The following is a 21,124-nucleotide window of genomic DNA, read 5'->3' on the forward strand; positions in this document are numbered from 1 at the left end:
CCCAGCGTTGCGTGCGCGGTGATTCGAACCCGCGAGAACTAACCGATTACCCGAACGCGAGGTCGATGATCTCCTGCTGCTCCACGGCGTGCACCTTCGACGATCCGGACGACGGTGCGGACATCGCGCGCCGGGAGATGCGTTTGATGGGGTTGAAGTACTCGGGGAGTACTTCGGGCAAGGTGAGGCCGACCGAGGGCCACGCGCCCTGGTTGGCGGGTTCTTCCTGGACCCAGTACTTGTCGGTGGCATTCGGGTACAGGTCGAGGGTCTGGGCCAGCCGACGTTTTGGCAGCGGCGCGAGTTGTTCGAGCCGCACGATGGCCACGTCGTCGCGCTTGTCCTTGACCTTGCGAGCGGCCAGGTCGTAGTAGATCTTGCCGCTGCACAACAGGATTCGGGTGACTTTGCTGCGGTCACCGTCGCCGTCGGTGTACGTGGGTTCTTCGAGCACCGAGCGGAATTTCTGTTCGGTGAAGTCGCGGATGTCGGAGACCGCGGCTTTGTTGCGCAGCATGGACTTGGGCGTGAACACGATCAGCGGGCGTTGGATGCCGTCGAGACCGTGCCGACGCAGCAGATGGAAATAGTTCGCCGGGGTGGACGGTACCGCGATGGTCATCGACCCTTCGGCCCACAGCTGCAGGAACCGTTCGATGCGCCCGGAGGTGTGGTCGGGGCCTTGGCCTTCATGCCCGTGCGGCAGCAGCAGCACGACATTGGACAGCTGGCCCCATTTCGCCTCACCGGAGGAGATGAATTCGTCGATGATGGATTGCGCACCGTTGACGAAGTCACCGAACTGAGCTTCCCAGAGCACCATGGCGTCGGGGTTACCCACCGAGTAGCCGTATTCGAAACCGACAGCGGCGTATTCGGACAGCGCCGAGTTGTAGACCAGGAACCGGCCGCCGGTCGGGGTGCCGTCGGTGTTGGTGGCCAACAGTTGCAACGGGGTGAACTCTTCGCCGGTTTTGCGGTCGACGATGACGGCGTGGCGCTGGGTGAACGTGCCGCGCTGGGTGTCCTGACCGCTCAACCGGACCAGTTTGCCTTCGGAGACCAGCGAGCCCAGGGCGAGCAGTTCGGCGAAGGCCCAGTCGATCTTGCCTTCGTAGGCCATTTCCCGACGCTTCTCCAGCACCGGCTTGACGCGCGGGTGCACGGTGAAGCCTTCGGGCAGGGCCAGATGCGCGTCGCCGATACGGGCCAGCAGTGACTTGTCCACCGCGGTCGCGAGCCGTTGCGGGATCTGCTGATCGGCTTCCACCGACTCGCTCGGTTCGGCGGCGTGCTTCTCCAGTTCGCGGACCTCGTTGAACACCCGCTCCAGCTGGCCCTGGTAATCGCGCAGGGCGTCTTCGGCTTCCTTCATGGAGATGTCGCCACGGCCGATCAGCGATTCGGTGTAGGCCTTGCGGGAGCCGCGTTTGGTGTCGATGACGTCGTACATGTAGGGCTGCGTCATCGACGGGTCGTCGCCTTCGTTGTGCCCGCGCCGGCGGTAGCACAGCATGTCGATGACGACGTCCTTCTTGAATGCTTGGCGGAAGTCGATGGCCAGCCGCGCCACCCAGGCGCAGGCTTCGGGATCGTCGCCGTTGACGTGGAAGATCGGCGCGCCGATCATCTTCGCCACGTCGGTGCAGTACTCGCTGGAGCGCGAATCCGTTGGCGCGGTGGTGAACCCGATCTGGTTGTTGACCACGATGTGGATGGTGCCGCCGGTGCGGTAGCCCTTGAGCAACGCCAGGTTGAGGGTTTCGGCGACCACGCCTTGGCCGGCGAACGCCGCATCGCCGTGCAGCATCAGCGGCACCACCGGGAAGGTTTGGGAGCCTTCGGCGTCGGCGCCGGTGTCGAGCAGATCCTGCTTGGCCCGCACCAGGCCTTCCAGGACCGGGTCGACGGCCTCCAAGTGGCTCGGGTTGGCGGTCAGCGACACCTGAATGTCGTTGTCGCCGAACATCTGGATGTAGTTGCCGGACGCCCCGAGGTGGTACTTCACATCGCCGGAGCCGTGGGCTTGCGACGGATTGAGGTTGCCTTCGAACTCGGTGAAGATCTGGCTGTAGGGCTTGCCGACGATGTTGGCCAGCACGTTGAGCCTGCCGCGGTGCGGCATGCCGATGATGACCTCGTCGAGGGCGTGTTCGGCGGCCTGGTCGATCGCGGCGTCCATCATCGGGATGACGGTTTCCGCGCCTTCCAGTGAGAAACGTTTCTGCCCAACGTATTTGGTTTGCAGGAAGGTTTCGAACGCTTCGGCGGCGTTGAGCTTGGACAGGATGTACTTCTGCTCGGCGACCGTGGGCTTGGCGTGCTTGACCTCGATGCGCTCCTGCAGCCACTTCTGCTGTTCAGGTTCGAGGATGTGGGTGTATTCCACCCCGACGTGGCGGCAGTAGGCGTCGCGCAACAGGCCCAGGATGTCGCGCAGTTTCATGTACTGCTTGCCGGCGAACCCGTCGACCTTGAACGCCCGGTCCAGATCCCACAGGGTCAGGCCGTGAGTGTTGACGTCCAGGTCGGGATGGGACCGGAAGCGGGTCTTGTCCAGCCGCAGCGGATCGATATCGGCCATCAGGTGCCCGCGGTTGCGGTAGGCCGCGATCAGTTCGATGACGCGTGCGTTCTTGTCGGCGATCGAGTCGGGGTTGTCGGTGCGCCACCGCACCGGCTCGTACGGGATGCCCAGCTCGCGGAAGATCTCGTCGAAGAACTCGTCGTCGAGCAGCAACTGGTGGATGGTGCGCAGGAAGTCGCCGGATTCCGCACCCTGGATGATGCGGTGGTCATACGTCGAGGTCAGGGTGATCAGCTTGCCGATGCCGACCTCGTTGATGCGCTCTTCGCTGGCACCCTGGAACTCGGCCGGGTACTCCATGGCGCCTGCACCGATGATGGCGCCCTGCCCGGCCATCAGGCGCGGCACGGAGTGCACGGTGCCGATGGTGCCGGGGTTGGTCAGGGAGATGGTGACGCCGGAGAAGTCTTCGGCGGTCAGTTTGCCGTCGCGGGCGCGCCGGACGATGTCCTCGTAGGCGGCGATGAACTGGCCGAAGGCCATGGTTTCGCATTTTTTGATGGCGGCGACGACCAGTTGGCGGTTGCCGTCCTTGCCGGGCAGGTCGATGGCCAGACCGAGATTCGTGTGCGCCGGGGTGACCGCATTCGGTTTGCCGTCGATTTCGGCGAAGTGCCGGTTCATGTTCGGGAACTTCTTGACCGCCTGCACGATCGCGTAGCCGAGCAGGTGGGTGAAGCTGATCTTGCCGCCGCGGGTGCGTTTGAGATGGTTGTTGATGACGACGCGGTTGTCGATCATCAGCTTCGCCGGGATGGCCCGCACGCTGGTCGCGGTGGGCACCTCCAGCGAGGAGTTCATGTTCTTCACCACCGCAGCCGCAGCACCCCGCAACACCTGCGACTCATCACCCTCGGCCACCGTCACCGACTTTGCCGGCTTGGGGGCGGGAGCCGCCGGAGCAGCGGCGGCGGCCGGCGCCGCGGGAGTAGCCGGGGCGGGCGCTGCCGGAGCGGCCGGTGCAGCCGGAGCTGGGGTGGCGGGCGCGGTGGGCGTCGCCGACTGGCCGTTGGCGGCCGTGGCGTCGGTCGTTGGTTCGGGGGAGTAGTCGACGAGGAACTCGTGCCAACTCGGATCCACCGATGACGGATCCTCGCGGAACTTGCGATACATCTCCTCGACCAACCACTCGTTCTGCCCGAATGGTGAAGGTGAACTGGTCACGGCAGCTGCTCGCCTCGATTCTTGGTCTCGGCAAGCCGTGGCAAGGGGGCTCGCCGCTCGTCTTTCGTTGTGTCTGCGGTGACCTGCGTGACCGCCGTCTAAAGGCTAGCGCCTCCGAGCCGACGGCGACCAGGCACCGCCCATCTGGGCAGGGACGTGTTGTCGCGGGCCCTCAGGACTGCGCGGACGGCAGCACATGCAGGGTCGCGGGCCACCGCGGCGGGGGCGGCCCGAATGCCTTCTGTGCGTTGCCGATGATCTTCTTGCCCATGAGCCGGTTGCCCACGCCGCCGACGACGGCGCCGATGCCGACCGGCAGCATCTTGCCCAGCGCCATGGCGCCGCGCTTGAGGGTGTACTTCTTGACGAAGAACCGCACCAGTCGCGAATTGAGCTGGGACACCGCGGGCAGTGGCAGTGTTGCTGCACCGTCGGACAGCCAGGCCCCGCTGGTCCGCCCGGAGCCCAGCAGGTCGGCGATCGCGTGCTTGCTGTCCTCACCGACGAGCACCGCGAGCACCAGGGCACGTCGGCGCTCTTTATGGTCGGCGGGGATGCCGTGGACCTCGGCGACGGCGAGGACGAACACCGACGTCGCCTCAAGGAACACCACGGTCTCGCCGGCCACCGCGGACAAGGCCGTCAGGGTGCCGATGCCGGGGAACGCCGCGGCCGAGCCGACCGCCGCGCCACTGGCCATCACGGCAGCCAGATAGTGCTTTTCCAACCGGGTGATGATCTCGGCCGGGGTGGCGTTGGGCCGCTGGCTGCGCAACCGGTCGACGTAGGCCTTCACGGCGGGCGCCTGCACGCGTGCGCTGCGCTCCAGGATCGCGGACAGTACCTTCGCCGCAGCGCTCGGGTCCTCGTCCGCGTTATCGCGGACCGCAGGCAACTGTTTCTTGGTGGACCGAGCGCTCACTTCGGGGCCTCCCCACGTGCGGACCGACAAACATCGGCTGAATGTCCAGGCTAACCCTTGGGGAACGTGCGGCGACGGCTCCAGGGTTTCCGTCCGTGACACCTGTCACGGAATAAAAAACTGCGATGCGTGGCTAACCATCTTCATGGCATCATCGCCCCACGTGGACGAGACGACAGCCAGCCAGAATCCCGGCGTGAGCCGTACCCGCATGATTCTGGTGTTGGGCGCCCTGATCGCCCTCGGCCCACTCACCATCGACATGTACCTGCCCGCGCTGCCGAGGATCGCCGACGAACTCTCGGTGTCGTCGTCGGTCGCTCAGCTCACGCTCACCGGAACGCTCGCAGGTCTGGGTTTGGGCCAGCTCATCGTGGGTCCGCTGTCGGATTCACTGGGCCGGCGGCGGCCGTTGATGGGCGGCATCGTGCTGCACATGCTGGCGTCGGTGCTCTGTGTCTTCGCCCCGGACATCGTGACTCTCGGCATCGCCCGCGGCCTGCAGGGCATGGGTGCGGCGGCTGCCGCGGTGGTGGCCGTCGCCGTCGTCGGTGACCTGTTCGCGGGTTCGGCCGCTGCCACGGTGATGTCCCGGCTCATGCTGGTATTGGGTGTGGCGCCGGTGCTCGCGCCGTCGCTGGGCGCGGCAGTGCTGCTGAAGGGTTCGTGGCACTGGGTGTTCATCGCGCTGGTGCTGCTGGCCGGAGCGTTGCTGCTGATGGCCGTGTTGGCGCTGCCGGAAACGCTGCCGGTGTCGCATCGGCGCCCGTTGCACGTCGGCAGCATTCTCGGCACCTATGCCGAGCTGCTGCGGGATGCGCGATTCGTCATCCTGGTGCTGGTGGCCGCCCTTGGCATGTCGGGTTTGTTCGCCTACATCTCGGCCGCGCCGTTCGTGCTGCAGGGCCGTTACGGGCTTGATCAACAAGCGTTCGCCTTGGTATTCGCCGCAGGTGCGGTCGCGCTCATCGGGTCGACGCAGTTCAACGTGGTGCTGCTGCGGCGGTTCACCCCTCAGGCGATCACCGTGGCAGCGCTGGTCGCGGCTTCGGTGGCCGGGCTGCTGTTCATCGGGCTCACGGTTGCGGCTGTCGGCGGTTTGACCGGATTCATCGCGCCGGTGCTCGCCATCCTGGCGGCCATGGGTCTGGTGATCCCGAACGCCCCCGCCGTCGCGCTGTCCCGTCATCCCGACGCTGCGGGGACCGCGGCCGCGCTGCTCGGCGCCGCCCAGTTCGGGCTCGGCGCGGCGATCGCCCCGTTGGTCGGCGCGCTGGGCAACGGGGCGCTGGCGTTGTCGGTGGTGATGACGCTCGGTGTGATGATCGCGCTGTCTGCGTTGCTGGCTGTCGGCTTGCGGCGCGGTGAAGCGAGTGTGGACGACATCGTTCCGGCAGTCGTCGTCGAACCTGCCTGACGGGTCCCCACCGGCACGCCGACTTGTCGGGAGGGGGGTGGATCCGTAGCGTCGGCGGGGGCCAGCTCGTTGCCGTCCCCTCACTGATCACATGTTCGAGACCTTGAACGCCCGGTTCGCGGGCCGCACTGCCAGCCACAACCCGTGGAACGCGTTGTGGGCGATGATGGTCGGCTTCTTCATGATCCTGCTCGACGCCACCATCGTGGCCGTCGCCAACCCGACCATCATGCAGCGGTTGGGCGCCGATTACGACGGCGTGATCTGGGTGACCAGCGCCTACCTGCTGGCGTACGCCGTGCCGTTGCTGGTGTCGGGCCGGCTCGGCGATGTGTACGGACCGAAGAATCTCTACCTTGCCGGGCTGGCGCTGTTCACCGCGGCATCTTTGGCGTGTGGGCTCGCGGGCAGCATCGAGATACTGATCGCCGCACGCGTCGTCCAGGGGATCGGCGCGGCCTTGTTGACGCCGCAGACCCTCTCGACCATCACCCGGATCTTCCCGCCCGAGCGGCGGGGCGTCGCCATGAGTGTGTGGGGAGCGACCGCGGGTGTGGCCACGCTCGTCGGCCCGCTCGCCGGCGGCGTCCTGGTCGGTGGCCTGGGTTGGCAATGGATCTTCTTCGTCAACGTGCCGATCGGCATCATCGGCTTCGGGCTCGCGGTCTGGCTGGTGCCCGTGCTGCCGACCGCGCCGCACCGGTTCGACCTGCTCGGGGTGGCGTTGTCCGCGGTCGGCATGTTCCTCATCGTGTTCGCGCTGCAGGAAGGACATGCGCACCACTGGGCGCCATGGGTGTGGGGCACGCTGGCCGCCGGGGTGGGGGTGATGGTCGGATTCGTCTACTGGCAGTCGGTCAACACCGCCGAACCGCTGATTCCCCTGCGCATCTTTGCTGACCGCGACTTCAGCCTGGCCAATATCGGGGTGGCCACCATCGGCTTCGCCGTGACGGCGATGATCCTGCCGTTGATGTTCTTCGCGCAGTCGGTGTGCGGGCTCTCGCCGACCCGCTCGGCACTGCTGGTCGCGCCGACGGCGATCGCCAGCGGTTCGCTGGCACCGTTGGTGGGCCGCATCGTGGACCGCTCACATCCACGACCTGTGGTCGGCTTCGGCTTCGCCGCCATGGCCGTCGGCCTGACCTGGTTGTCGATCGAGATGACCCCCGTCACGCCGATCTGGCGGCTGCTGCTGCCGCAGGTGCTGATGGGTGTCGGGATGGCATTCATCTGGTCGCCGCTGGCCGCGACCGCGACCCGCAATCTGTCGCCGAGCCTGGCCGGCGCGGGGTCGGGGGTGTACAACGCCACCCGGCAGGTCGGCTCGGTGCTGGGCAGTGCAGGCATCGCGGCCTTCATGACGTGGGAGATCGGCAGGCAGATGCCGGGCCCCGCGGTGGTGCAGGCCCGCGCAGAGACTGCCGTGACGGTTTTGCCCGGGTTCCTGCACGAGCCGTTCGCCACGGCCATGGCCCAGTCGATGCTGCTGCCCGCGTTCATCGCACTCTTCGGTGTGGTCGCGGCGTTGTTCCTGCGCGGCTTCGGTGACCGTCCAGAGGTCGCCGAGGACAGCTACGACGATGAGGTCGACGACGTCGATGACGGCGACGAACCGACCGAGGTGCTGCGCGTGGTGGGCCCGGCGAACCAGTACCTGCCCGACTATCCCGACGACGACGAGTACATCGAGTACATCGTGGAGTGGGATGAGCCCGAGCCCGCGCCCGCGCTTGCATCTACACCCGATCCCGTCACGGAGCCGCTGAGCATTCCAGCGCCGCCCGCGGCCACTTCCGAGGGCGAGGTCGCGGGCGAGGACCCGTGGCAGGCAATACTGAACCGGCTCATGGCTGATATGCCCGCGAATTCGTCAGACCAGCTGATCGGCCATGCGCACAACGGGTTTCACGTTGACGCCGGGCAGCACTTCCGCCCGTTGGAGCCGCCGAGCGGGGAGCACCGGCGAGTCAACGGCAATCACTACGGCGGGGACCCCGACGACAACCCGTCTTACGGCAGGCATTCGCGGCCGGGGGATTAGCGCCGGACGTCAGTGCGCGGCGTTGTAGGCATCCATGATGGACGCCGGGATGCGGCCGCGCCGCGAGACGTTATGGCCGTTGGCCACGGCCCACTCGCGCACCGCCCGGACATGGTCGGGGCCCGAAGGTGCGGCCGCGGCTGCCTTGCGCGACGCGGCCTTGCGCGGCGTGGCCGCTTTCGGCTTGGCGGACTGTCGCGGTTCCGGCCGGGCTTTCTTGCGTGCGGCCCGGGCGTCACGAGTCTGTGCTTTCTTCGCGGCGCTGATGTAACGAGCCATGTCCTTGTCGAACTGGGCGCCGTTCTTGGTGGTCAAGACGAGCGAATAATCCTGCCCGCGATATGAAAACTCAACCGTGTCAACAACGTCCGCATCGATTTCCACCCCGTCGAGGTCGTCGACGTACTCGATTGTCACTATCTTGCCCACGCAGATTCCTTCGGTTCGGTGAACGCTTTTGTTCTGAGAGTACCGAGCCCGAGAAATGCGCCCAATTCGACGACGCCTGCCGGTGTGGCGGGTAGGTAATCGGTGAGCGCCGCCGAACGCACGATAACGGCGGTGTATTTGGCCCGGCTCACCGCCACGTTGAGGCGATTGCGGTTGAGCAGGAACGAGATTCCCCGCGGTACATCGTCGATCGACGACGCCACCATGGAGATGAAAACCACCGGTGCCTGCTGACCTTGGAACTTGTCCACCGTGCCTGCCCGAATTTCGGTCAACCCGGCGGCGTCGAGCCGTTGGCGCAACATCACCACCTGCGCGTTGTACGGCGTCACGACGAGCACCTGCTCCTGGGTCAACGGGCCGCTGCCGCTCTCGTCGGTCCACGTCGTCCCGAGGAACCGGGAAATCTCCGCGACGATGGCGTCGGCCTCCTCGGGGCTGTCGGTGGCGTTGCCGTCGTGCTCGAGAGTCAGCAGCCGCACCCCGGGCTCGTAGCCGTCGAGGCTGCGGGCCGCGGTGACCGCGTCCACCGAATGCAACCGGCCGTCATAGGACAAGCGCGACACCGCCGCACACACCGCTGGGTGCATCCGGTAAGAGCGGTCCAGGAAGTAGCCGAGCTCCGCAGGCAACGTGTGGTGCTCACCCACCAGCCAACCCAGCGCCGAGGTGTCCACCGGTTCGGGGTGAGTGCCCGCGCTGACCTGCGGCAGCTGCTGCGGGTCGCCCAGCAGCAGCAGATTGGCCGCAGCAGGCGCAACGGCGATCGTGTTGGCCAAGCTGTACTGGCCTGCCTCTTCGACCACCAGAAGATCGAGGCTGCGCGGCGGCACTCGCGTCGCATTGGCGAAATCCCATGCCGTACCGCCGATCACGCAACCCTCATGCTCGGAGATGAACGCCGGATAGTCTTTTTCGTCGAGCTCTGTCCAGCAGGGGTTCTCGGTGCGGCCCTTCTTGGCGACCCGTGCCGCGTCCACGCCTGCCTTGACGATATCGCGAAACAGGTTCTCCACCACCGCATGCGCCTGCGCCACCACGCCGATGCGCCAATGGTGGTGATTGACCAGCTTGGCGATCACCGCCGCGGCGGTATAGGTCTTGCCGGTTCCGGGCGGGCCGTGCACGGCCAGGTATGACGAGTCGAGACCCAGCAGCGCCGCCGTGATCTGCTCCTCGACCGGTCGGTCGTCGTGGGGCAGGGCGGTGCCGCTGCGGGTGCGGGGCGGTCGACGCAACAGCACGTCGACGACGCCGGTGGCGGGCAGGCCGGGCAGGCCCGCCGCGACCTGGGCCGCAGTGGCTTCGATCGATTCGCGCAGGGCCGTGGTGCGGATGGGCGGCCCAGGCGTCAACGCGAACGGGGTTTGATCGAACACCGTGCCACCCTTGGGTTCCCGCTCGGTGACCAGGACTTCGGTTGGGGCGGCGGGATCGTCGCACTCGAGTACCTGCACCGATCCGAACGCCCGGCGCTGCGGATCATCCGTCAGACCGTCGGGAGCAGGGGGATCGTAGAGGGCATACATCTCCCGGCTCAGCTCGCCGTTGGCCAGCATACCGCGCAGCAATACCTGCCGCTGCGGTTTGCGGGCCCGTGGCGGGGTGTGCCAATCGGTGACGACGGTCGCCGTCTCGGATACGAAAACCCCTGTGCTGTCCGCCCATTCGTCGACCGGATGGTTCAGCCGGTCGAAATGTCCCCACCAGTACGGCTTGTCCTCGCGGCGATGGTAGCCGCGGGCCGCCGAGATCATCGCCACCGCCTGCTGCTCGGGTTTTCGTTCGGCGTCGCCGACGAAGCGTCGCAGGGTGCGGGCCAGCTGGTCTTCCGGTTCGGTCGGCCCTCCGTCGGTCACGGGTTGGGCGCCCAGCGGCGGCACGCTCGACTCGATGGCCCGGTTGATCAGCCAGTCCCGCAGCTTGCGCGTGGACGTGCAGTCGTACCGGTTGTAGTCCTCGATCTCCTTGAGGACCACGGCTGCGTCGTCGTGGCGCCCCTGCGCACGCAGCGCACAATACTTCGCGTACTGGGTGATGGAGTCGGTGGCAGTGGTGACGTCGCCGCTGCGCAGCTGCGACCCCATGTACAACGGCTCAAGCGATTTCAGGCTGTAGTTCTTGGTGCCTATGCGAATGCTCTTGCGTACCAACGGATACAGGTCGACCAGGATGCCGTTGCGCAGCAGTTCGTCGACGGCGTCCTCGCCCTCGCCGTAGCGTCCGGCCAACCGCAGCAGCGCCGTCTTCTCGTATGCCGCGTAGTGGTAGATGTGCATGTTCGGATAGCGCTTGCGCCGTTGCCGGACCAACTTCAGGAAGTCGCGCAGGGCTTGGCGTTCCTCGGCGCGGTCGTGCGCCCACAGGGGGTGAAAGTCCTCGACCTTGGTGCCGAGCACACCGAACATGTACTCCAGACCCCACTGTCTGCCGTCGTCGGTCCACAGCGGGTCGCCCTCGAAGTCGAAGAACAGATCGCCCTTGTCCGGGTCGGGCAGTTGCATCAGCGGCGCGGCGTCGACCACCTCGAACGGTGGCTTGCCATCGACCCGGTCGGCGCGTTGCAGGCGTGCCTGCGCGGTCAGGTTGGCCAGGATGCGGGGGTGCAGGCCGGCGACCGGGCCTTCGTGACGGGTCAGCTCGGCGACCGTGGTGACCCCTGCGTCGATCAGCCGCGCCCGCTGGGTCACCCTCATGCCTGCGACCAGCAGCAGATCATCGTGGGCGCTGACCTGCTCGGCGCACTCGGGACACCGGAAGCACGCCCGCACGTCGTCGGCCCAGCTGACCGGCCTGCCTGCGGCGAGGTGCTCGTCGAGCAGCCGCTGCAGGGCCTCGCGGCGCGGCCGGTACACGCCGAGCAGCTCCTCGGCCGGGTAAGAGGCCACCGCGCCGTCACCCAACACCAGCTCGACCTCGTCGGCCACCGGTACGCCCGCGGCCGTCAGCGTCTGGTTGTAGGCCGCGAGTTGCAGCAGCGCCTCGACCTTCACCGAGCGGGCCAGCTTGGTGTCCCGCAGCCGGTAGCGTTCGCCGTCGAACATCAGGAAGTCGGCGAACCCCGCGAACCGGCCGTCGAACATGGCGGCCTGATAGATCACCGGGGCACGGTTGCGCACGGCGTCCAGCGTCTGTTCGGCCGCGGCGGTGAGTCCCGCGACGGTATAGGCGGGCCTGCCGATGACCGTCACCGACGTGTCGGAGCGCAGCTCGTCGAGGTGACGCTGCTCATGCTCATCGCCGAGTTGGGCGGTGCGAGCAAGCAATTCGTCGTCACCGGTAGGCGCGGGACCCCAGCCGAGGCGGGCGTCGAATGAGCGCAGCAAGGCATACTCGCAGCGGGCCGCGGCCGCGAGGTCCGAGGCGCTGTAGATGACCACGCGGTCCTCGGTGACGAACACGTTGTCACTGTAGGTGAGTGGCCCGACAGTGTCGGCCCGCGAAACAGCAGTGAGGGTCGCTACGCCGCCAGCTTTGCGACCATGGCTTCACGCTCGCGTCGATTCCATGCTTCGCGCACCCTGTTGAGGATGTCGCGGGGACGGTCCTCTTTGATCACCCGAATGTGCAGCCAACCCTGGCGACGCACTCTCCAGAGCCGCTTTTGGTCCCACACATACCGGCCCCGGTCGACCTGATGCTGCTCGCCGTCGTACTCGAGCGCGATCATGATGTCCTCCCAGCCCATGTCGAGGTATGCGAACGGGAAGCCATCGGGTTCGAGCACGGGAATCTGCGTCCGCGGCCGCGGATATCCGGCGTCGATCACCAGCAGCCGCAGCCAGGTTTCCTTCGGAGATTGGGCACCGGCATCCATCAGGTCGAGCGCCTCACGCGCCCGGCGTACTCCCCGTGCACCCCGATAGTGCTCGATAAGTGGTTGCACCTGGTCAGCGGCCAGGCCGGTGGCTCGGGCCAGCGCGTCGAGATGCGCCACGGCGGCTCCCCGTGGCAGGTAGCGGCCCAGGTCCAACGCTGTTCGCGGGATGGTGGTGACTGCCATCCCGTTGATCGCGGCCACCTCGTCGTCGGTGAGGCGGTCGTTGTGGGTGACGATGCCGTGTGGCGGACGGTTGTTGCGCCAGATGAGTTCGATAGGAGAGTCACCGTCGACATACTCGGCGCCGTGTAGTGCCGCTGCAGCTCGGCCGGTGATGACGGCACGCTGCCCGGACCACAACCAGGCGCCGACCGTATTGGCATACAGCGATGGTTCGGCGATCCGCGGTTGGTAGATGTCAGGAAATATCGACCGATATGCAGCCCGCAGGCGGCCCCTGGTCAGTTCGCCTCGTGCTACCGCTTCGCTGCCTACGAATATCGTCCCCATGGCGCGATCGTGGCCGGGTGGTCCGACAAGCCGCACGAAAGTGAAGCCATGGCTGCACAGGTACGGATTAAGCGACCACCACGGCTGTTTCGCGAAAAAGAAGTCAGGTATTGCCCATCAGCTCGACCCCGTTGCCGTTCCACCGGAACTTCACGACGCTGGCCAGCCCGTGGAAGCCGCCGGAGTACTGCAGGGCGACGGTGTCGCCGGTGCTGGTGGTCTTGTCGATGCCGTTGAACCCGTAGGTGTCGGGCACCCCGGTCGGGATGAACTTGCCAAGGTGGAACAGCACGGCGCGGGTGTTCGGGTTGGAGGCGTTGGTATTGGCCCGCACGATGATGGCCGACAACTGCGCGCACTCGTTGTAATTGCCTGCCAGTGGCTCCGGGCTCCAGGCCTGATTGCTGCGCGGATCGCGGGGGAGCTCGGAGACTGCACGGGCGATCTCGGGCGCGGCGAGATTGACCGCGCACGGGTCCGGCTCAGCGGTGGTCGGCTTCGGCGGTGCCGCTGCTGTCGCTGCCGACGTGGCCGTCGGGGCTGGATTCGCCGTCGGTTCCGGTGTTTTGGAGACGGTGGAATCCCCCGAGCCGCATCCCGCCACCACGAGCACAGCCGCCGAGATCATCAAGATCTCTTTCACAGTTGGGCAACCTACCCTGATCGTTGCGGCTGATCGGGCAGGCGCGGCGGCTTATCCGCCAACTAGCACTAGACTCTGTCCCGATGACCTCGACAGATTCGGATACCGGAGACGCCGAGCCGACGTTTGCCGACCTGCAGATTCACCCTTCGGTGCTGCAGGCCGTCGCCGACGTCGGCTACGAGTCGCCCTCGGCGATCCAGGCCGCCACTATTCCACCGATGCTGGCGGGCTCCGACGTCGTCGGCCTGGCCCAGACGGGCACGGGCAAGACCGCTGCCTTCGCCATCCCGATCCTGTCCAAGATCGACACCTCGAGCAAGGCCACCCAGGCCCTGGTGCTTGCGCCGACGCGCGAACTCGCCCTGCAGGTGGCAGAGGCGTTCGGCCGCTACGGCTCGCATCTGCCCGAGATCAACGTGCTCGCCATTTACGGCGGCTCGTCGTACGGGCCGCAGCTCGCCGGGCTCAAGCGCGGTGCGCAGGTGGTGGTCGGCACTCCAGGCCGGGTGATCGATCACCTGGAGAAGGGCCGCCTTGACCTGTCCCGCCTGGATTACCTCGTGCTCGACGAGGCCGACGAGATGCTGCAGATGGGCTTTGCCGAGGATGTCGAGCGGATCCTCGCCGACACCCCTGAGTACAAGCAGGTCGCATTGTTCTCGGCGACCATGCCCCCGGCCATCCGCAAGATCACCAGCAAGTACCTGCACGATCCGGTCGAGGTCACGGTCAAGGCGAAAACCGCCACGGCCGAGAACATCTCGCAGCGCTTCATCCAGGTGGCAGGCCCACGCAAGCTCGATGCACTCACGCGTGTACTTGAGGTCGAACCGTTCGACGCGATGATCGTGTTCGTCCGCACCAAGCAGGCCACCGAGGAGGTCGCCGAGCGGCTGAAAGCGCGTGGTTTCTCGGCGGCCGCCATCAACGGCGACATCGCGCAGGCTCAGCGGGAACGCACCATCGCCTCACTCAAGGACGGCAAGCTCGACATCCTGATCGCGACAGACGTCGCCGCCCGCGGGCTGGACGTGGAGCGCATCAGCCACGTCGTCAACTACGACATCCCTCACGACGTCGAGTCCTACGTGCACCGGATCGGCCGCACCGGGCGGGCTGGGCGGTCGGGGGCGGCGCTGCTGTTCGTGACGCCGCGCGAACGCCATCTGCTCAAGTCGATCGAGAAGCACACCCGGTCCAAACTGGTCGAAGCCGAGCTGCCGAGCGTCGACGACGTCAATGCGCAGCGCGTCGCGAAGTTCCGGGACTCCATCACCGACGGTCTCAGCGCACCCGGCATCGAGCTGTTCCGGCGGCTGATCGAGGACTACGAGCGCGACCACGACGTGCCGCTCGCCGACATTGCTGCGGCACTGGCGCTGCAATCGCGCGACGGCGAGGCGTTCCTGATGGTGGAGCCGCCGCCGGACAAACGCCGTGAGCGTGCCGAGCGGCCTGCGCGTGAGGACGGCCCACCACGCAAACGGCATGAGACCCGCAGCGACCTGGCGACCTACCGCATCGCGGTGGGCAAGCGGCACAAGGTCGCGCCCGGAGCCATCGTCGGCGCCATCGCCAACGAAGGTGGTCTGCACCGCAGCGACTTCGGCCACATCTCGATCCGCGTCGATCATTCGCTCGTCGAACTGCCCGCGAAGCTGCCCCGCAGTGTGTTCAAGGCCCTTGAGAACACTCGCATTCAAGGCGTGCTGATCGATCTTCAGCCGGACCGTCCCCAGCGTCGGGACCGCGACAACCAAGGCGGTGCATCCAAACCCCACCGGAAGGCCAAGTGACGCTGTCCAAGGGCGTCAAGGGGCTACCCGACCAGGGTGGGTTGGAATCGGTTTCCACCACCGACCGCGTAGCTTCGCTGACCGGTATCCGGGCTGTCGCCGCGATGCTGGTGGTGCTCACCCACGCGGCGTACACCACGGGCAAGTACGGGCAGGGCTACCTGGGGTTGGTGTACTCACGGGCTGAGATCGGGGTGCCGGTCTTCTTCGTGCTGAGTGGTTTTCTGCTGTTCCGGCCGTGGGTGAAGGCGGCCGCAACCGGCGGCGAGTGGCCGTCCGTGCGGCGCTACGCCTGGCACCGGGTGCGACGCATCATGCCCGCGTACGTGGTCACGGTGCTCATCGCCTATGTGCTTTATCACTTCCGCACGGCGGGGCCGAATCCCGGCCACACCTGGTACGGATTGTTCCGCAACCTGACGCTGACGCAGATCTACACCGACAACTATCTGTTCGCGTTCCTGCATCAGGGCTTGACGCAGATGTGGAGCCTGGCCGTGGAGGCCGCGTTCTATGTGGTGCTGCCGCTGCTGGCCTATCTGCTGCTGGTGGTGCTGTGTCGGCGGCGCTGGCGGCCGGGCCTGCTGCTGGCGGGCCTGGTGGTGCTGGCTGCGGTGTCGCCGGCCTGGTTGACCATCGTGCACCGCACCACGGGGCTGCCCGACGGCGCGCGGTTGTGGCTGCCGACGTACCTGGCGTGGTTCGTGGCGGGCATGGTGCTGACGGTGCTGATGCAGCTGAAAGTGCGGGCATACGCCATGGCGTGCCTGCCGGTGGCGGCGGTCAGTTACTTCATCGTGTCGACGCCGCTCGGCGGTGCGCCCACCACGTCGCCGGCCGGGCTGGGCGAGGCGCTGGCCAAGACTGTGTTCTACGCGGTGATCGCGGCGCTGATGGTGGCTCCGCCTGCGTTGGGGGACCGGGGTTGGTACGTGCGGATCCTGGCCAGCCGACCGATGGTGTTTCTCGGGGAGATCTCCTACGAGATCTTCCTGATTCACCTGATCATCATGGAGCTGGTGATGGTCGAGGTGCTTGAGCATCCGGTGTACACGGGATCGATGATCGACCTGTTCGTGGTCACGATGGTGTTCACCGTCCCGGCGGCCTGGCTGTTGCACCGGTTCACCCGTGTCAGAAATTAGGTTATGCTTACCTTATGACCGAATGGGTTGGTAAGCAGGCATCGCGCGGCTTGGAGGGCGCGCTGGTGCGGCTGTGCCGTGGTGGTGACTACGAGCTGACCGTCGTCGGCCGTACCGAGCTGACGTCGAACTACCTGCGGCTGCATTTCAGCGCCGAGCGCCTGCTGGCCGAGCAGCGGCTGCATCCCACGATGTGGGTGCGGGGGTGGTTTCCCGACGGTGGCAAGGCGCATCAGCGTGGCTACACGCTGGTCAATCCGGATCCCGAGGCGGGCACCGTCGACATCGACTTCGCGATGCACGACGGGGTGGCCACCCGGTGGGCCGCAGACGCGGCCCCTGGAGACGTCCTTGAGGTGACGGTGCTGGGCAGCAACTTCGCCCTCCCGCAACCGCAGCCGGCCGGCTACGTCATCGTCGGTGACGCCGCGTCGCTGCCTGCCATCAACTCGCTGCTCGATGCCATCGGTGACGCGCCCGCCCGGGTGTTCCTGGAAGCCGGGCACGATGACGATCCGAAGCTGCCGATCACCGGAGCGGCCGACGTCACCTGGGTCGACCGCGACGGCGACGGCCTGCTGCACGCTGTCAGCTCGTCTGCGTTCGACGCCGCCGATCACTTCGGCTGGGTGGCGTGCAACAACCGGACGACTCGCGAGGTGGCCCGCGTGTTCCGTGAGGAGTACCGCATCCCACGCAAGAACATCAAGGCCCAGGCGTACTGGGCGGCCTGACTCAGTCCGCCGGTTGGTGCGCCGGCACCACCAGGGGTGCCACGAATTCCGCAAGCATGGTCCGTTCGTCGGCTTCGTCGAGGCCGGGGAAGACCAGCAGCGAGACCATGACGCGGACCAGCCAGCGGGCGCGACGCTCGATCCCGTCGCCGCCCCCGCCCAGTGACCGCACGAACGCCTCGACCAGAGCCCGGATCACCTCGGAGTGCTCGGCCATCTCACCGCCGATGGGCGGCGAGGCCGTGGCGAACCACGATGACAGCGCCGGGCTGTCGCGCACGGCCCGCAGCCCGGTCATGACGCCTTCGATCAACCGTTGCGTAGGGTCGCTCACCCCGGCGACCTGTCGGGTCAGTTCTTCGTAGAGCCGACGTGCCTCCCGGTGCACATACGCCGTGTACAGCGCCTCGCGGTTTTCGAAATAGCGGTACAGCGTCGCGCGGGAACACCCTGCGGCCGTGGCGATCTCGTGCATGCCCACGGTGGCGGCGTCCTGCCGCGCGAACAGTTCGTCGGCGGCGTCGAGGATCCGATCGGCCGCCACCTCCGAGCGGCGCGCGGCGAGCCAGTCGCCGGCCATCACGCGCCGGCCCGGAAGGGGACCGACAGCGGCCGGCGCACATAGCTGCCGCCGGCCCACACCACGGCGTCGAGGTCCACCTCGAAATCTGGGCACCGCGAGAGCAATTCGGTCAATGCGACGCGCGACTGCATCCGGGCGGCGGCCGCGCCCAGGCAGAAATGTGCGCCGTGGCTGAACGTCAAGATATTGCGGGGTTTACGCCGGACGTCGAGTTCTGCTGCGTCATCACCGAATTCGCGCTCGTCGCGGTTTCCCGACCCGTATAGCAGCAGGGTTCTGCGGCCCGCGGGGATGGTCGTGTCACCGATGGTGACGTCGCGGGTGGTGGTGCGGGCCAGGCCTTGCACCGGTGAGGTCAGCCGGAGGAACTCGTCGACCGCCTCGGGGATCAGCTCCGGATCGTGCGCCAGCAGTCGCCGCTGATCGGGCCGCTGCTGCAGCAATTGCACTGCGCCACCGAGCATTCCGGTGGTCGTGTCGTTGCCGCCGGTAACCATGGTGAACGTGAACGCCAGGATCGACAGCACCCCCGAGGCATCCCCGTCGGCACCCACCCCGGCGGCGACCAGATGCGAGATGGTGTCGTCGGCGGGCTCGGCTCGGCGGCGTTCGATCAGCTCGGCGAAGTAGCCGGCCATCGCCGTGACGGCATCGGTGGCGCTGCCCAACGCGCCGGCGATGCCGTCGGGGGAGGTGTTGGCGGCGACGATCGCTTCGGTCCAGCCGTCGAATTGGGCTCGGTCCTCCTCGGGCACCCCGAGGTAGTGCGCGACGACCATCGACGGCAGCGGTTTGAACAATGCCGTCACGATGTCGCCGCCGCCGTTGGCGCGCAGCTCTTCCAATCGCGATACCACGAACTCCCGGACCTTCGGTTCGACGGCTTCGACCTGGCGCGGGGTGAAGCCACGGGAGACCAGCTTGCGGAACTCGGTGTGCGCGGGAGGGTCTTGCATGACGAACGGTGGGTTGTCGGCCAGCCCGATCATCTCCATGTCGCCGTAGGTGACGGTCAGGCCCTGCGCCGACGAGAACGTCTCGTGATCGCGTGCGGCCGCCCAGATGTCGGCATGCCGGGACAGCACGTAGTAGTCCTGATCGGGGCGATCGGCCGGCACCACGTGGTGGACTGGATCGTGTTCGCGCAAAGCGGCGTACATCGCCCATGGGCTCGCCCAGGTGTCGGCATTGGCGAGTTCGAAGCGCGCCGGACAGTTGGAGAGTTGAGACAGAGAAGCTGTCATGTCTTATTCGTACGACAGTTCGTTGTTATGTGTCAATGCCAGATCGCCGGACGTTTGCGGGTGCCGACTAGGCTCGGCGCCGTGAGCATCCCCAACACGCCGCAGTCACCTGCCGCGACGCCGACGTGTTACCGGCATCCCGACCGCCAGACCTATGTGCGCTGCACGCGTTGCCAGCGCTATATCTGCCCGGAGTGCATGCGCTCGGCCGCTGTCGGTCATCAGTGCGTGGAATGCGTCAGCGAGGGCGCCAAGTCCGTGCGGGCACCACGCGCCCAATTCGGCGGGAAGCTGAGCAACGGCACACCCGTGCTCACGTACGGACTCATCGCCGTCAACGTACTGATGTTCGTGGCGCAGATGACGTCGAAGAATCTGGAGAGCGAACTGACGCTGTGGTCGCCCGGCGTCGCCATCCACGACCAGTACTACCGGCTGATCACGTCGATGTTCCTGCACTACGGGATAACGCATCTGCTGTTCAACATGTGGGCGCTCTACGTGGTCGGGCCGCCGCTGGAGGCGTGGCTGGGAAGACTGCGTTTCGGCGTGCTCTATGCGCTGAGCGGCTTGGGCGGTTCAGTGCTCGTATATCTGCTGTCCCCACTGCAATCTGCCACGGCGGGAGCCTCGGGCGCGATCTTCGGCTTGTTCGGCGCGATCTTCGTGGTCGCCCGGCGGCTGCGTCTCGACGTCCGCTGGGTCGCTGCGGTCATCGGCATCAACCTGGTGTTCACGTTCGTCGGCCCGACGCTGGGGACCGGAGCGATCAGCTGGCAGGGCCACGTCGGTGGGCTGGTCACGGGAGCGGCGGTGGCAGCGGCCTTCGTCTATGCCCCGCGCGCACATCGCAATGCGATCCAGGCCGGCGTGTCGGTCGGTGCATTGGTGATATTCGTGGCGCTGATCGCATTCCGCACCAACCAGCTGTTGACGTCGTTCGGGATGGCCTGAGATCTAGATGGCCGCACCCGGATTGAGGATGTTGTCCGGGTCCAGTGCCTGCTTGATGCGGTGGTTGAGGGCCATCGCGTCGGGGCCGATCTGACCGGCCAGCCACGGCCGCTTGAGTCGGCCGACGCCGTGTTCGCCGGTGATGGTGCCACCCAAACCGACTGCCAGGTCCATGATTTCGCCGAAGGCCAGCTCGGCGCGCCGCGTCATGTCGGGGTCGGCCGGGTCGAACACGATCAGTGGATGCGTGTTGCCGTCACCGGCGTGTGCGATCACCGAGATCAGCAGATCGCGCTGCTCGGCGATCTTGGCGACGCCGCCCACCAGTTCGGCCAGCGCGGGCAGTGGCACCCCGACATCCTCCAACAGCAGTGAGCCCTTGGCTTCCACGGCCGGGATCGCGAAGCGTCGGGCGGCGACGAAGGCCTCGCCTTCATCGGGATCCGACGTCGAAAACACCTCGGTGGCACCGCATTCGGTGAACACCTCGGCCATGAACGCGACATCGTCAGCTCCCGCGGCGCCGCGGTCGTCGGAGGCGGCCACCATCATGGCTGCGGCGGTGCGGTCCAGGCCCATCTTCAGCTTGTCCTCGACGGCGTTGATGGCCGCGGAATCCATGAATTCCAGCATCGACGGCCGGATCTTGCCGGTGATCTTCACGACCGCACCTGCGGCGGCTTCCACCGAATCGAAGGTTGCGACCACCGTGCACGGCGAGTGTTGCGGCGGCAGCAGGCGCAGCGTCACCTCCGTCACCACGCCGAGCGTGCCCTCACTGCCGACGAACAACTTCGTCAAACTCAGGCCCGCAACGTCTTTCAGGCGCGGGCCACCGAGGCGCACCGCGGTGCCGTCGGCCAGCACGACCTGCAGGCCCAGCACGTAGTCGGTGGTGACGCCGTACTTGACGCAGCACAGGCCGCCTGCGTTGGTGGCGACATTGCCGCCGATGCTGCAGATCTCGAACGACGACGGGTCAGGCGGATACCACAGGCCATGGGCGGCAACGGCTTTCTTCACCTCGGCGTTGAGCAGCCCCGGTTGCACGACCGCGGTGCGGGTGACCTGTCTCTTATACACATCTGACGCTGACGACGATCGCATA

At 66.7% G+C, this 21,124-nt stretch carries 15 protein-coding genes; 6 read left to right on the forward strand and 9 right to left on the reverse strand.

All coding sequences use genetic code 11. The features are described from left to right. Positions 1 to 46: 46 nt before the first annotated feature. Both A5784_RS20475 and A5784_RS20480 read right to left on the reverse strand, forming a co-directional pair. Positions 47 to 3,751, reverse strand: coding sequence for a multifunctional oxoglutarate decarboxylase/oxoglutarate dehydrogenase thiamine pyrophosphate-binding subunit/dihydrolipoyllysine-residue succinyltransferase subunit (locus A5784_RS20475; protein ID WP_064946732.1), 3,705 nt, complete (start codon positions 3,749 to 3,751; stop codon positions 47 to 49). Positions 3,752 to 3,923: 172 nt separating this feature from the next. After that, a complete protein-coding gene (locus A5784_RS20480; protein ID WP_064946733.1) occupies positions 3,924 to 4,673 on the reverse strand; it encodes a hypothetical protein in 750 nt (249 codons plus the stop codon). Positions 4,674 to 4,818: 145 nt separating this feature from the next. Here A5784_RS20480 and A5784_RS20485 point away from each other — a divergent pair, with 145 nt between their 5' ends. Continuing rightward, entirely contained in the window at positions 4,819 to 6,090 is a 1,272-nt protein-coding gene (locus tag A5784_RS20485; RefSeq protein ID WP_064946734.1) for a multidrug effflux MFS transporter, read from the forward strand. A 91-nt stretch (positions 6,091 to 6,181) separates the two neighbouring features. Beyond that, positions 6,182 to 8,134 (forward strand): MFS transporter, encoded by a 1,953-nt coding sequence (locus tag A5784_RS20490; protein WP_064946735.1) that lies wholly within the window; start codon positions 6,182 to 6,184, stop codon positions 8,132 to 8,134. Between the two features lie 9 nt (positions 8,135 to 8,143). On the opposite strand, the gene A5784_RS20495 is transcribed toward A5784_RS20490, so the two are convergent. The 4 genes from A5784_RS20495 to A5784_RS20510 form a co-directional block, all read right to left on the reverse strand. Then, positions 8,144 to 8,563: a histone-like nucleoid-structuring protein Lsr2 gene (locus A5784_RS20495; RefSeq protein WP_064946736.1), complete on the reverse strand. Its 420-nt coding sequence runs from the start codon at positions 8,561 to 8,563 to the stop codon at positions 8,144 to 8,146. Continuing rightward, entirely contained in the window at positions 8,551 to 11,985 is a 3,435-nt protein-coding gene (locus tag A5784_RS20500; RefSeq protein WP_064946737.1) for a TM0106 family RecB-like putative nuclease, read from the reverse strand. The genes A5784_RS20495 and A5784_RS20500 overlap by 13 nt, the downstream gene beginning before the upstream one ends. 59 nt (positions 11,986 to 12,044) lie before the next feature. Continuing rightward, positions 12,045 to 12,914, reverse strand: coding sequence for a putative endonuclease domain-containing protein (locus A5784_RS20505; RefSeq protein ID WP_064946738.1), 870 nt, complete (start codon positions 12,912 to 12,914; stop codon positions 12,045 to 12,047). 103 nt (positions 12,915 to 13,017) lie between these two features. Beyond that, complete coding sequence (locus A5784_RS20510; protein WP_502687528.1) at positions 13,018 to 13,542, reverse strand: LppP/LprE family lipoprotein; 525 nt, start codon at positions 13,540 to 13,542, stop codon at positions 13,018 to 13,020. Positions 13,543 to 13,640: 98 nt separating this feature from the next. Here A5784_RS20510 and A5784_RS20515 point away from each other — a divergent pair, with 98 nt between their 5' ends. From A5784_RS20515 to A5784_RS20525, 3 genes are read left to right on the forward strand one after another with little or no spacing between them, the layout of a single operon-like run. After that, positions 13,641 to 15,356 (forward strand): DEAD/DEAH box helicase, encoded by a 1,716-nt coding sequence (locus A5784_RS20515; RefSeq protein WP_064946740.1) that lies wholly within the window; start codon positions 13,641 to 13,643, stop codon positions 15,354 to 15,356. After that, positions 15,353 to 16,501 carry an acyltransferase family protein gene (locus tag A5784_RS20520; protein WP_064946741.1) on the forward strand — a complete coding sequence of 383 codons (1,149 nt, stop codon included), beginning with the start codon at positions 15,353 to 15,355 and terminating at the stop codon, positions 16,499 to 16,501. The genes A5784_RS20515 and A5784_RS20520 overlap by 4 nt, the downstream gene beginning before the upstream one ends. Before the next feature lie 14 nt (positions 16,502 to 16,515). Then, entirely contained in the window at positions 16,516 to 17,235 is a 720-nt protein-coding gene (locus tag A5784_RS20525) for a siderophore-interacting protein (RefSeq protein WP_064946742.1), read from the forward strand. A gap of 1 nt (position 17,236) precedes the next feature. Here the strand turns inward: A5784_RS20525 and A5784_RS20530 are convergent, their stop codons facing one another. Further along, positions 17,237 to 17,815, reverse strand: a complete 579-nt coding sequence (locus tag A5784_RS20530) for a TetR/AcrR family transcriptional regulator (RefSeq protein ID WP_064946743.1) — start codon at positions 17,813 to 17,815, stop codon at positions 17,237 to 17,239. Further along, positions 17,815 to 19,062 (reverse strand): cytochrome P450, encoded by a 1,248-nt coding sequence (locus tag A5784_RS20535; RefSeq protein ID WP_064946744.1) that lies wholly within the window; start codon positions 19,060 to 19,062, stop codon positions 17,815 to 17,817. Before A5784_RS20535 ends, A5784_RS20530 begins: the two co-directional genes overlap by 1 nt. Positions 19,063 to 19,143: 81 nt before the next feature. On the opposite strand from A5784_RS20535, the gene A5784_RS20540 reads away from it, so the two are divergent. Continuing rightward, a complete protein-coding gene (locus A5784_RS20540; protein WP_082944970.1) occupies positions 19,144 to 20,016 on the forward strand; it encodes a rhomboid family intramembrane serine protease in 873 nt (290 codons plus the stop codon). Positions 20,017 to 20,019: 3 nt separating this feature from the next. On the opposite strand, the gene A5784_RS20545 is transcribed toward A5784_RS20540, so the two are convergent. Next, positions 20,020 to 21,124, reverse strand: a 1,105-nt coding sequence (locus A5784_RS20545; RefSeq protein WP_064946746.1) for an FAD-binding oxidoreductase, incomplete at its 5' end; no start/stop codon positions are given.

This window comes from Mycobacterium sp. 852013-50091_SCH5140682 (assembly GCF_001665685.1).
Classification (GTDB): domain Bacteria; phylum Actinomycetota; class Actinomycetes; order Mycobacteriales; family Mycobacteriaceae; genus Mycobacterium.